This window comes from Lacisediminihabitans changchengi (genome assembly GCF_016634425.1).
GTDB lineage: Bacteria > Actinomycetota > Actinomycetes > Actinomycetales > Microbacteriaceae > Lacisediminihabitans > Lacisediminihabitans changchengi.
Genome location: NZ_JAEPES010000002.1, coordinates 47,265 through 60,754 on the forward strand (window position 1 = coordinate 47,265; position 13,490 = coordinate 60,754).

8 protein-coding genes are annotated in these 13,490 nt (G+C 67.4%); 6 read left to right on the forward strand and 2 right to left on the reverse strand.

Going from position 1 to position 13,490, the window contains the following annotated elements; translation table 11 throughout:
- Positions 1-11: 11 nt before the first annotated feature.
- Together IV501_RS05785 and IV501_RS05790 are read right to left on the reverse strand one after the other, a co-directional pair.
- On the reverse strand, positions 12-506 hold the full coding sequence (locus IV501_RS05785) for a DUF6114 domain-containing protein (protein WP_372430741.1): 495 nt from the start codon (positions 504-506) through the stop codon (positions 12-14).
- Positions 506-1,099, reverse strand: coding sequence for a DUF6230 family protein (locus IV501_RS05790; protein WP_200555511.1), 594 nt, complete (start codon positions 1,097-1,099; stop codon positions 506-508). Before IV501_RS05790 ends, IV501_RS05785 begins: the two co-directional genes overlap by 1 nt.
- Before the next feature lie 128 nt (positions 1,100-1,227).
- Between IV501_RS05790 and IV501_RS05795 the strand changes: the two genes are divergently transcribed.
- The 6 genes from IV501_RS05795 to IV501_RS05820 all read left to right on the forward strand — a co-directional run bounded on the left by IV501_RS05795 (position 1,228) and on the right by IV501_RS05820 (position 13,119).
- The gene (locus tag IV501_RS05795) at positions 1,228-2,157 is read left to right on the forward strand and encodes an aldo/keto reductase (protein ID WP_200555512.1); all 930 of its coding nucleotides are present in this window, start codon (positions 1,228-1,230) and stop codon (positions 2,155-2,157) included.
- A 104-nt stretch (positions 2,158-2,261) separates the two neighbouring features.
- Positions 2,262-4,703: a phosphoketolase family protein gene (locus IV501_RS05800; RefSeq protein ID WP_200555513.1), complete on the forward strand. Its 2,442-nt coding sequence runs from the start codon at positions 2,262-2,264 to the stop codon at positions 4,701-4,703.
- A gap of 196 nt (positions 4,704-4,899) precedes the next feature.
- Complete coding sequence (locus IV501_RS05805; RefSeq protein ID WP_200555514.1) at positions 4,900-7,464, forward strand: ATP-dependent Clp protease ATP-binding subunit; 2,565 nt, start codon at positions 4,900-4,902, stop codon at positions 7,462-7,464.
- 183 nt (positions 7,465-7,647) lie between these two features.
- Positions 7,648-8,085, forward strand: a complete 438-nt coding sequence (locus IV501_RS05810) for a nitroreductase family deazaflavin-dependent oxidoreductase (protein WP_200555515.1) — start codon at positions 7,648-7,650, stop codon at positions 8,083-8,085.
- 4 nt (positions 8,086-8,089) lie between these two features.
- Entirely contained in the window at positions 8,090-9,328 is a 1,239-nt protein-coding gene (locus IV501_RS05815) for an aspartate aminotransferase type Ic (RefSeq protein WP_200555516.1), read from the forward strand.
- Between the two features lie 56 nt (positions 9,329-9,384).
- A complete protein-coding gene (locus tag IV501_RS05820) occupies positions 9,385-13,119 on the forward strand; it encodes an AAA family ATPase (RefSeq protein ID WP_372430742.1) in 3,735 nt (1,244 codons plus the stop codon).
- Positions 13,120-13,490: the final 371 nt, after the last annotated feature.

A 13,490-nucleotide genomic window follows, 5' to 3' on the forward strand; every position in this document is an offset into this window, starting at 1 on the left:
GCGTTGGCCGGTTAACGCCGGCCGCGCGCTAAAGGGCGCTTCGCCCCCTCGTCGGCGTGCTCATCCTGCGACTCGTCGGCGTCATCAGGGGTGGCGGCGATCGCGTCGAACTCCTCACCGGACGGGCTGTCGGTAACGGAGTCATCCGGCGACTCCTCCGGCGCGACGTCTTTGGGCATCCAGGCGACGACCAACACACCGCCGACCGCACCGAGCAGCATCCCGATGACGAAACCGCCGAGGTTCACCCCGATCAGCGAATACACCGAGAGCGCGAGGGCGATCACTCCGTAGAAGATCCGGTGCACCGGCATGGCGATGGCGAGGATGCCGAGCGCGACCAAGGCGATCGGCACGATCGTCGCCTGCAGCCCCTCGATGCCGAGCTGCACGTGGAACTTGCCGATGTCGAGCTGCCCGGAGAAGAACAGTTCGACGCCAGCGAGCGCGACGAGCAGCCCGCCGACGGTCGGCCGACTACGACACCAGTTTCTCAAGCCCTGCATTAGAAGCAGGTCTTTCCGTCGGTGAGCTCCAGGTGCATCCCCGTCAAGGTGAACACGGATGCCTGGGTCGACCACGCGGTCTGTTGCAGGTTCGAGATGCTGATGCCGTCGGCATCCTGAGCGAAGTCACCGGCCTGACCCTTGGCGTCTGTCTTGACCGTCGACGCGTCGACACCGATACGGATGTTGGTGAAACTCGAGTCACCCTTGAGGTCGGTCATCCCGATCTGCAGGTCGCTCGCCGACGCCGGCTTGCCCCCACCGCCCGCGGTGATGAGCACGCCCATCTTGCCGAGCGGAGTGTCGGTGACGACCGACTGGCAGAGATCGGAGAGCGTCGCCGACGTGATGTTCGCGATCGCGGCCTGGTGGTCCTTGCCCGCGGTATCGGTGGCGACACCGGCATACTGCGAGAAGCCCGTGCCCTCGAGCTTCGATGCCCCGATCTGGAACTGGCTGCCGGAGACCGAGAACGACACCGGGACAGCGCCCTGCGCGACCCCGCCCATCAAGACGCTGGCGGCGATCGCCACCGGCACCGCGGCCAGCACGATACGACCGGAATGGGAGCGGGTGAGCCTTCTGAGCTTCATGAATCCTCCTTGATTCAGCGGGTGCGTGAGGGCGCATGACACTGTGCCCTCCACCGGAAGAGATGCTTTCGCGGCGCAACTATGACGCGGATGGGAGAAAATTTCTGCGGCGCGGGCATCATGGGGGGATGAAGATTTTCACCCCTCCCCAGACCACGCTCGAGGCCTCCAACGTCATCCTCGGGCTCATGAGGATCGCCGACCTCGACGACACGGAAGTGCAGAACCTGGTCGGCACCGCCATCGACTCCGGCATCAACTTCTTCGACCACGCCGACGTGTACGGTGCGACGACGCACGGCTGTGAACAGCGCTTCGGCGAGGCGATCACGTTCACCGACGCGGAGCGCGAGTCGGTCATCATCCAGTCCAAGACCGGTATTCGCAACGGCTTCTGGGACTTCTCGAAGGAGCACATCCTCGAGTCGGTCGACGAATCGTTGACGGCGCTGAACACCCCGTACCTCGACATCCTGCTGCTGCACCGTCCCGACACCCTGATGGAGCCGGATGAGATCGCCGCGGCTTTCGACGAGCTGCAGAGCTCGGGCAAGGTGCGCAACTTCGGCGTTTCGAACCAGACGCCCGGCCAGATCGAACTGTTGAAGCGCTCGGTGAACCAGCCACTGGCGTTCAACCAGGTGCAGCTGAGCATCACCCACGCTCCGCTGTTCGCGCAGGGGGTCGCGGCCAACATGGCCGGACTCGACCAGTCGATCGACCGCGACAACGGCATCCTCGACTACAGCCGCCTGAACGACATCACCCTGCAGGCCTGGTCGCCGTTTCAGAAGGGCTTCTTCGACGGAGTGTTCCTCGGAGACCGCGAGCACTTCGCCGAACTGAACGACGTGCTCGCCGAGCTCGCCGTGAAGTACGAGGTGACCCCGACCGGCATCGCCGTCGCCTGGATCACCCGTCACCCGGCGAACCTGCAGGTCGTGCTCGGCACCACCAAACCCGAGCGCGTGATCGAGTCGGCGGCCGGGTCGGAGATTCCGCTCACCCGCCAGGAGTGGTACCGCCTGTTCACGGCGGCGGGGCACATCCTCCCGTAGAACGCCGGCCGAGTAGCAACTCCGCGATTGCTACTCGACCGCCGCCTCCCGAGGGGGGACCAAAGCCCATAGCAATGCGGCGGCCGGTGGGGTTGGATCAATCCATGACACCGTGGAAGTACGTCGAACCGAAAGACCTTTCCGCCGAAACCCTGCAGCGCCTCAATCATTGGTGGCGCGCGGCCAACTACCTCTCCATCGGGCAGATCTACCTGCTCGACAACCCGCTATTGCGCAGGCCCCTGACGACGGATGACATCAAGTCCCGTCTTCTCGGACACTGGGGCACCACCCCCGGCCTCAACTTCATCTACGCGCAGCTGAATCGGGCCATCCGCGAGCGCGACCTCAGCACGATCTACATCACCGGGCCGGGCCATGGCGGCCCGGGCATGGTCGCTAACTCCTATCTCGACGGCACCTACAGCGAGCTGTATCCGCAGATCCCGCAGACCGAGGACGGCATCCGCAAACTGTTCCGGCAGTTCTCGTTCCCCGGCGGCATCCCCTCGCACGCTGCCCCCAACGTGCCGGGCTCGATCAACGAGGGGGGCGAGCTCGGCTACTCGCTCTCGCACGCGTACGGTGCGGCCTTCGACAACCCCGACCTGCTCGTGGCCACGGTGATCGGCGACGGCGAGGCCGAGACCGGCCCGCTCGCCACCGCCTGGCACTCGAACAAGTTCGTCGACCCGCTGACCGACGGCGTCGTGCTGCCGATCCTCCATCTCAACGGCTACAAGATCGCTAACCCGACCGTGCTGGCGCGCATCCCCGAGGAGGAGCTGCTGCAGCTGATGCGCGGCTACGGCCACACGCCGTACATCGTCTCCGGGGGCTTCGACGACGAAGACCCGATCGAGGTGCACAAGCGCTTCGCGGCGACCCTCGACACCGTGCTCAACCAGATCGCGCAGATCAAAGCGGATGCCGCGGCCGGCACCCTCACGTCTCGCCCAGCCTGGCCGATGATCATCTTCCGTTCTCCCAAGGGCTGGACCTGCCCCAAGGAGATCGACGGACATCCGGCCGAGAACAACTGGCGCTCGCACCAGGTGCCGCTCGCCAACGCGAAAGACACCCCCGCGCACACCGCGCTGCTGGAGGAGTGGATGCGCTCCTACAAGCCGGAGGAGCTGTTCGATCAGGCGGGTGCCCCGATCTACGAGGCGACCGCACTCGCCCCGGACGGCGATCTGCGGATGAGCGCTAACCCGATCGCGAACGGCGGGCTGCTGCGCACGCCGCTCGACCTGCCCGATTTTCGTGACTACGCACAGGACGTGCCGAGCCCCGGAGCAACCGCAGTGGAGGCGACGGCGGTGCTCGGGGGCTGGCTGCGCGACGTGATCGCCCGCAATCCGCGGAACTTCCGCATCTTCGGGCCGGACGAGACCGCATCCAACCGACTGCAGGCCGTGTTCGAGGTGACGAACAAGCAGTGGGATGCGGAGAGCTGGCCGATCGACCAGCTCGATAACCACCTGGCGAAGGCCGGCCGCGTGATGGAGATGCTCAGCGAACACCAGTGCGAGGGATGGCTGGAGGGCTACCTGCTCACCGGTCGACACGGTCTGATCAATTCGTACGAGGCGTTCATCCACATCATCGACTCGATGTTCAACCAGCACGCCAAGTGGCTGGAGTCGGCGAAGGCTGTGCCATGGCGTCGCCCGATCGCCTCGCTCAACTATCTGCTGTCGTCGCACGTCTGGCGGCAAGACCACAACGGCTTCTCGCATCAAGACCCGGGGTTCATCGACCACGTCGTCAACAAGAAAGCCAGCATCGTTCGGGTCTACCTGCCGTTCGACGCCAACACCCTGCTCTCGACGTATGACCACTGCCTGCGCACCACCGACTATGTGAATGTCGTGGTCGCCGGCAAGCAGCCGGCGCCGAACTGGCTGACCATCGACCAGGCCATCGACCACTGCACCCGCGGCCTTGGCCTGTTCCAGTGGGCGGGCAGCGAGGTCGCCGGCGAGCAGCCGGATGTGGTGATGGCGTCGGCCGGGGACGTTCCGACCCTCGAGATGCTGGCGGCGGTCAGCATCCTGAAGGAGCGCGTTCCGGAGCTGCGGGTGCGTGTGGTCAACGTCGTCGACCTGATGCGCCTGCAGAATTCGACAGAGCATCCGCACGGGCTGAGTGACCGCGAGTACGACGCGATCTTCACCACGGATAAGCCGGTGATCTTCGCGTATCACGGGTATCCGTGGCTGATCCACCGTCTCATCTACAAGCGCGCGGGCAATGCCAACGTGCACGTGCGCGGGTTCATCGAGGAGGGCACGACCACCACGCCGTTCGACATGCTGATGTTGAACAGTCTCGACCGCTATCAGCTCGTCATCGACACGCTCGACCGGGTGCCGGGGCTGGGCGAGCGCCAGGCCGGGCTGCGGCAGGACATGCAGGATGCCCGGCTGAAGGCCCGCGCGTACACCCGCGAATACGGCGTCGACATCCCCGCCGTCACCGAGTGGAGCTGGAGCGGCGTCGCGCAGGACGAGGCCGACGATACCGGGGGCGACAACGTCTGAGCTGCCGCTGGTTGAGTAGCGCCCGAGCGGGCCTCGATACGGCTGCTCGTTCGTCGCGGCCTACTCAACCAGCGAAACGCCGAAGGATATTCGGGCGTCTCCCCATAACCCGCGCACAAATTCGGCGTCGGGAATGAAACGCCGCCCTCTGCGTTGGATTGAGTCACAGGCACTCAAGTTTTCCCAGGAGGTCCAATTGCCTAACAACTTCGACCCAGAGCAGACCGGCGCAGGCTCGTTCGACGAGTTTCTCGCGCGGTACCTCCAGGGTGAGCGCGCGGCCCAGTCCGAACGTTCAATCAACATCTCCCGCCTCATGAGCCGTCGCACCCGCGAGGTGCTCGCCGAGGCTGGGCGCTACGCCGTCGAACTCGGCCACGGTGAGCTCGACGCGCTCCACATTCTTCACGTGATCGCCACGCAGGAGCCCGCGGCCGGCGCCATCGCCGGCGTAGGCGGCGACCCGTCGGCGATTGCCGCCGCCGCCGAGGAGCGTCTGCCCGAGCCCACTTCGCGGCGAGCCGATATAGCCCCCATGCTCACGCAGTCCAGCCAGCGTGCGCTGTTCCACGCGTACCAGGTGGCGCGTGCCTCCGGATCGACCTACGTCGACCCCGAGCACCTCTTCTTCGCGATCGTGATCGGTCAGGAAGCCCCCGCCGGTCAGGTGCTGTCTGCCGCGGGCGTCACGCCAGAGGCCCTGCAGGCCGGGATGCGCGAGAGCGTCGACACCGACGGCTCCACCTCGGGGCCGACCACCTCGCAGGCTGCCGAGTCGACATCCGAGACCCCGATGCTCGACAAATACGGTCTCGACCTGACCGAGCGCGCCCGCAGCGGCAAGCTCGACCCGGTGATCGGCCGTTCCGACGAGATCGAGCAGACCATCGAGATCCTGTCGCGTCGCACCAAGAACAACCCTGTGCTCATCGGCGAGGCCGGCGTCGGCAAGACCGCCATCGTCGAGGGACTCGCCCAGGCCATCGTCGACGGCGGCGTTCCCCAGCAGCTGCTGGGCAAGCGCGTCGTCTCGCTCGACCTGCCCGCCATGATCTCCGGTACCCGTTACCGCGGTGACTTCGAGGAGCGTCTCACCACGTTGATGGACGAGATCACGGCCAACAAAGCCGAGGTCATCGTCTTCGTCGACGAACTGCACACCGTCGTCGGCGCCGGTGGTGCTGGTGAGGGTGGAATGGACGCCGGCAACATCCTCAAGCCGCGTCTGGCCCGAGGCGAGCTGCACGTCGTTGGTGCGACCACGCTCAAGGAGTACCGCTCCATTGAGAAGGACCCGGCCCTCGAGCGTCGTTTCCAGCCCGTGCAGGTCGGTGAGCCGAGCATCGAGGATGCCGTGCTCATCCTGAGCGGACTCCGCGGCGCCTACGAAGACCACCACGCCGTGCGCTACACCGACGAGGCCATCCGTGCCGCCGTCGAGCTGTCCGCGCGGTACGTGACCGACCGCTTCCTTCCCGACAAGGCGATCGATCTGATCGACCAGGCCGGAGCGCGACTGCGCCTCTCGCTCGGCTCGAAGATCGACACCTCGGCATTGCTGCAGGAGCTCGCCGTGCTGGAGTCCCGCAAGAACTCCGCCGTCACCGCCGAGCACTACGAGGAGGCCTCCGACCTTCGGGACGAGATCGCTGCGGTGCAGGAAAAGCTCGCGGCCGCGGCATCCGCTGGTCAGACCACCGCTTCGGCCGTCGTCGATGAGAAGGAGATCGCTGCGGTGATCTCTCGCGCCACCGGCATCCCGGCCAACCGTCTCACCGAGGCCGACCGTTCGCGCCTCGCGAAGCTCGAGTCTGAGCTGCACGAGCGCGTGATCGGGCAGGACGACGCCGTGACCGTCGTCGCCAAGGCCGTGCGGCGCAACCGCACCGGGCTCGGCGACCAGCAGCGGCCGGTCGGCAGCTTCCTCTTCCTCGGCCCGACCGGTGTTGGCAAGACCGAGCTGGCGAAGACCCTCGCGGGCTCGCTGTTCGGTGACGAGAAAGCGATGCTGCGCTTCGACATGAGCGAGTTCGGCGAGCGTCACACCGTGTCGCGTCTGGTCGGTGCCCCTCCCGGGTACGTCGGCTACGACGAGGCCGGCCAGCTGACCGAGCGTGTGCGCCGGAACCCCTACTCTGTTGTGCTGTTCGATGAGATCGAGAAGGCCCACCCCGACGTCTTCAACCTGCTGCTGCAGGTTCTGGATGACGGGCGGCTGACGGATGGCCAGGGCCGTACCGTCGACTTCCGCAACACCGTCATCATCATGACCTCGAACCTCGGAAGCGAGTTTCTCGCCAGCCGCGGTGGGGCCCTGGGCTTCGTGCAGAGCGACTCCGGCAACGGCTTCGCCTCGGAGAAGGACCTGCGCGACCGCGTCATGGGCAAGCTCCGGGAGGCCATGCGCCCCGAGATCCTCAACCGGATCGACGAGATCGTGCTGTTCCGCAAGCTCGAGAAGCCGCAGCTGCGGCAGATCGTTCGCCTGCTGCTCGATGCGACCGAGACCCGTCTGGCCGCTCACGACATCAGTGTGGACGTGACGGACGCCGCCCTCGACTGGATCGCCGACAACGGCTACGAGCCCGAGTACGGTGCCCGCCCGCTGCGTCGCCTGATCCAGCGCGAGATCGACGACCGGATCGCCGACCTGCTGGTCACCGAGGAGCTCGCGGACGGCGGACACGTCACCGTGGATTCTTTCCAGGGCGAGCTGCTGGTCGTCTCGCGCCAGGAGGCCGAGCTCCCGCTCGCCGCATAGCGTCGCTCGCTGCACTTCAGCATCCCGAACTCCCCGTCTGCATCTCGCAGGCGGGGAGTTCTCGCGCTAACCCCGTGAGTTGCAGGTTGGAGTGGATATGCGTGGCTCAGAACCACTCGAACGTGCAACTCACGGGGTGGTGGGCGGCATACCCTGGAAGCACACGAGCTTAAGGAGTGACGGATGCCGCTGACCGGAGAGTACGAACCAGGAACCGCCGGCTGGGCCCGCGACCAGGTCGAGCAGTTCGAGGCCAGCAACGGCCAGGAGGCTAACACCCTGCGCGGCCGTCCGATCATCGTGCTGACCTCCCTCGGGGCGAAGAGCGGCAAGATCCGCAAGACGCCGCTGATGCGCGTCGAGCACGACGGGGAGTATGTGGCCGTCGCCTCCCTCGGCGGGGCTCCGAAGCATCCGGTCTGGTATTTCAACCTCAAGGAGCACCCGCTGGTCGAATTGCAAGACGGCGCCGTCAAGCGCGACTACCGCGCGCGCGAGCTCGAAGGCGACGAGCGTGACGTCTGGTGGGACCGCGCGGTCGCGACCTGGCCCGATTACGTGGAGTACACGAAGAAGACCGATCGGGTCATCCCGCTGTTCCTGCTGACGCCGGTCGACTGAACCCATGGCATCTCTCGAACACATGACATCTCTCGAACAGCAGTACGCCGACCTTCAGGCCAGCGGCCTGACCCTCGATCTCACCCGGGGAAAGCCGTCGCCCAGCCAACTCGATCTGTCGAACCCGCTGCTCGCACTGCCCGGGGAGGGTGACTTCCGCGACGCCAGCGGCACCGACCTGCGCAACTACGGCGGGGCAGACGGCCTGCCCGAGCTGCGCGCGATCTTCGGCGAACTGCTGCAGATCCCGAGCGACCAGCTGCTGGCCTACGGCAACGCCAGCCTCGCCATCATGCATGACACCATCGTGCAGGCGCTGCTGGTCGGCGTGCCCGGTGGCGATGGCCCGTGGCGCGATGTGCCCGATGTCGCAGTGCTCTGCCCGGTGCCCGGCTACGACCGCCACTTCACGATCCTCGAATCGCTCGGCGTGCGGATGATCCCGGTCCCGTTCGTCGACGGACGGCTCGACCTCGACACCATCCGTTCCCTGGTCGCGTCCGACCCCAGCATCCGGGGCATGTGGTGTGTGCCGATGTACTCGAACCCCACCGGCGTGACCTACACGGTCGACGAGGTCGAGGCGCTGGTCGGCATGGAGACCGCTGCCCCCGACTTCCGCCTGTTCTGGGACAACGCGTACGCCGTCCACCACCTCACCGAGGCCGAGCCGCTGCCCCTCGACGTGCTGGGCATGGCCGAGCGCGCGGGGCATCCGGAGCGCCCGCTGGTCTACGCCTCCACCGCCAAGATCACCTTCCCCGGTGCCGGCGTCGCCTTCTTCGGTGGCTCGCGCGTCAACGTCGAGTGGATGCGCGCCCGCACGTCAGCGCAGACAATCGGGCCAGACAAGCTCAACCAGCTCCGCCACCTGCGCTTCTTCGGGGATGCGGAGGGCGTGCGCCGACTGATGCGGAAGCACCGCGCGATCATCGCGCCGCGGTTCGCCGCGGTCGAGCGGATCCTCGGCGAACGGCTCACGGGCGTGGCCGACTGGACGCACCCGACCGGCGGATACTTCGTCAACCTCGAGGTGCCGCGTGGCACCGCCAGCGTCGCGGTGGCTCTCGCGGCGGCGGCGGGCGTTGCGCTGACCCCGGCCGGCAGCGCATTCCCGTACCGGGACGATCCGGAGGACAGCAACATCCGTATCGCCCCGACCTTCCCGTCGCCGGACGACCTGGAGGCCGCCATTGAGGCGCTGTGCATCTGCGTGTTGCTGGCCGTCGAGCGTTCGAACTAGATGAAACTCCCCACAACGTCCCCGATAACCGGCCGACCGGCCCTTAAGGTGTCGGTGTGTGGCGTGCCAACAGATCCCCAGACGACTTCGACGAGGAGCCGGCGGATGACCATGCCCGCCCGCATCGACAGGTGACAGCTCCTCACGCACTCAGCCTCGGTGACCCGAGCTTTCAGCCGTCCAACGTCGCGGAGCCGACGTGGGCGAACTGGCGCAGCCAACTCGCCGGCATCGGCGGCGTCTCGCCCCTGCTGCACTTCATCGACGAACCGCGCACCCGCATCGAGCTGAGCGCCACCCATCCCGGTGGTCTCGCCCAGTTCATCACCGGCAAGACGACGCTGCTCTCGAGCCTGATCCGCGACGACATCGCCCTGCGGGCGGCCAAGTATGCGGCAGGCGAGATCGCCGCGAAGAGCCTCGAGCTCGCCACCGCCCGCGGCATCGACTCGATCCACCTGGGCATCGGTATTGCGGAGTGGAAGCACGGCGGTGTGGACTACCGCGCCCCCGTGCTGCTGCGGCCGCTCGCCATCCGTCGCTACGGCCGGGATTTCGAGGTGCGCCTGAAGGGTGCGCCGTTCCTCAACCCGGCACTCGCCGCGGCACTCACCGAGCAGTTCCACATCGCCCTCGACGCTCAGGCCTTCGTGGCGCTCGCCGAGGAAGACGGCTCGTTCAAGCCCAACCCGGTGATCGACCGCCTCCGCGGCCTCACCTCGCACCTCGACTGGTTCAACGTGCAGCCGCGCCTGGTCGTCTCGTCGTTCGCGGATGTCGCCCACGCCATGAGCGCGGACGCCGCGAATCTCGAACACCCCATCCTCGATGCCCTCGCCGGCAACCCGACCGCCAAGTGGTCGGTCGAGGAGGGCTACGCGCCGGTCGAACCGCAGAACCCCGACCTGCGCACGCCCGAGACCGACACCCTGCTGCTGGATGCCGACGCCGAGCAGGAGAACGTCGTCGCCCAGATCGCGGCCGGCAACTCGGTCGTCGTCAAGACGCTTCCCGGTACCGGTGCGACCCAGACCATCGTCAACGCGCTCGGCGCGCTGGTGAACCAGAACAAGCGCGTGCTCGTGGTGAGCGCCCGTCGATCCTCGCTGCTCGGAATCGCGGAGCGGCTCGGGGATGTCGGCCTCGCCGGGGTGGCCGTGTCGCCGTCGACACTGCGGCGGGACCTCATCCGTTCGATCGGACGCAACGAGAAGGCCATCGCCCCCGCAGTCGGCGAGGTGGATGACGCGCTGGTGCGCCTGCGCAAGGTGCTGATCGACTACCGCGGCGCGGTCGCCCGACGCGACCCTGCCATCGGTGTCTCGGTGCTCGACTGCCTGACCGAGCTGTCGCGTCTGGCCCTGCTGCCGTCGCCGCCAGCGACCACCGCGCGGCTCTCCCGCGAGTCGGTCGAGCTGATGTCGACCGACCGCAGTCGTGCCGCCGACGCGATCGTGAAGGCCGCATCGCTCGGGGAGTTCCGGTACGGTCCCGCCGATTCGCCCTGGTATGGCGCCAACTTCTCCACCAGCGAAGCCGCAATGCGCGCGCACGGTATCGCCAAGCAGCTTCAGCACACCGAGGTTCCGCGGCTGCTCGAGCGCGCCAACCTCCTCATCGACGGCACGCGCATGCGACCGTTCGAGAGTATCTACGAGCTGGGCGTCTATCTGCGACTGCTCATTGACATCCGCGACACCCTCGACAAGTTCCTGCCGGTCGTCTTCGACCGGTCCCTCGCCGAACTGATCGCGGCGACCTCCTCGCGCAAGGATTCGCCCGAGATGTCGGGCGCGAACCGGCGTCGGCTGAAGAAGCTCGCACGTGAATACGTGCGCCCCGGTGTTCACGTGACCGAGCTCAACGAGGCCCTGGTGCGCATCCAGCAGCAGCGCGTGCTGTGGCAGCGCTTCGTTGCGGCCGGGGTCACCCCCGAGGTGCCGATCGGCATCGCCGATGTGCAGGTCGCCTTCCAGCATGTAGCGCAAGACCTGGCCTTCCTCGACGAGCCGCTCGGCAACGTCACCAAGGAGGACCAGCTCGCGCACCTTCCCATCCACGTGCTGGTCGACCGCCTCGCCGGGCTCGCCGCCGACTCCGAGGTGCTGAACAACCTGCAGGAGCGTGCGCAGTTGCGGGCGACCCTGCGCGAACTGCAGCTCGACCCGCTGCTGGTCGACCTCGCGTCGCGGCACGTGCCCGACACCGAGGTCGCCGCCGAACTGGAACTCGCCTGGTGGCAGTCGGCCCTGGAATCGTTGCTCGAGACCGACCGCGCACTGCTCGGCGCGAACACCTCCGTGCTCGACCGGCTGGAGGCGGACTTCCGTCTCGTCGACGAAGCTCATGCGTCCAGCGGCGCCAAGCTGATGGCCTGGCAGCTTGCCGAGAACTGGAGCATCGGGCTGGTCGATTGGCCAGAGGAGGCGGCCGCGCTGAAGCGCACGCTGCGCACCCACCACGTGGATGCCCGCGACCTGCAGGAGGCCGCGCCGCACCTTTCCCGCACCATCGCCCCGATCTGGCTGGCCTCGCCGTACGAGGTGGCCGGCATCACCGACACGCTGCGCTTCGACACCGTCATCCTCGTCGACGCGGGCGCGACCACCCTGGCCGAGAACGTCGGTGCCATCCGTCGTGGCAAGCAGACGGTGGCCTTCGGCGACCCGATCACGCAGACGCCGAGCCCCTTCGCCATCGCGGTCGCCGGTGACGAGCCGCTCGTCGTCTCGCTCGACGACCTGCACGCCGACTCCGCGCTCGCCAGGCTCGGGATGCTGCTGCCCACGCTCGCGCTCACCCGCAGCTACCGCGCCGGCGGCGAAGACCTGGCCGAGCTCGTCAACCGCCGGTTCTACGCCGGCAAGATCGAGTCGTTCCCCTGGGCCGGATCCTTCCTCGGCCACAACAGCATCCGTCTGGACTACGTCGCCGACGGCACCGGCATGCCCGACCCGGAGTCGGGCGGGGTGGAGAGCGTCGACGCCGAGGTGTCGCGCGCCGTCGAGCTGGTCGCCGAGCACGCGACGCAGCGTCCGCACGAGTCCCTCATGGTGATCACCGCGAGCGAGGTGCATGCCGTGCGCGTCCAGCAGGCTGTGCTCGCGGCATCCGTCGGCAACGCTGCGTTGAGCGAATTCGTCCTCAGCGATCGCAGCGAGCCCTTCACTGTCACCACGATCGAGCAATCGGTGGCGCAGAGCCGCGACCGGGTCATCTTCTCCATCGGCTACGGCCGCACCCCGCACGGCCGCGTGCTGTCAGACTTCGGCGCGCTCGGCCGTGAGGGTGGCGAGCGTCTTCTCGCCGTCGCCATGACCCGCGCCCGGCGCGCGATGGTCATCGTGACCTGCTTCGAGCCGACCGACATCGACGAGGAGCGCATGCACCACGGTGCGATCGCGCTCGCGGAGATCCTCACCGACATCCAGGCCCGCACGCGCATCGACCATGTGCCGGATGACAGCGATCCCATGCTCGTCGACCTGGCCCGCCGGCTCGAGATCCGCGGGCTTCGCGTCGCGCTCGGGTTGCGCGGAAAGCTCGGGCTGGTCGCCTCGCACCAGGGCATGTGTCTCACCATCGAGACCGACAGCGTGCTGCAGGGCGCGAGCCTGCGCGAGTCGCTGCGCCTGCGCCCCGACATGCTGCGGCGCCTCGGCTGGCACTACCTGCGTGTGCACGCGTTCGAACTGTTCAGTGATCCGGATGCCGTCGCCGACCGCATCACGAAGATGCTGGGTGTCGACACGTCCCCTGTCACCGAGCCGATCCAGATCGTCGGCGGGTAGTTCGATGCCAGAGGACATCACGGAGCCGGCACCCCGGCCCCGGGGGTCTGCGGTGCCGCCTGCGGCTGCGGCTGCTGCGGGGTCAGGAGCGGGTCGCCCGCGCGTGCGACGCCGGGTGACGACAGAGCCCGTCCCCGGCACCGACCCGAACCCGCAGTCCGAGCCGACCCGTCACGCCGAGAACGAGAACGACGACCGCCTGAAGGCCGACAAGCCGCCGCACTGGGGCTGATCCGCCCCGCCCGATCGCTCAACAGGATGGCTTCGCCGAATCATCCGTCAACAGGCTGGATTCGGGAGTTTTGGCCGGCCCATCCTGTTGGCGGACGGTGGGTTTCGACACGCGTCCTCGCGCGGGCGCGCGGGCGCGC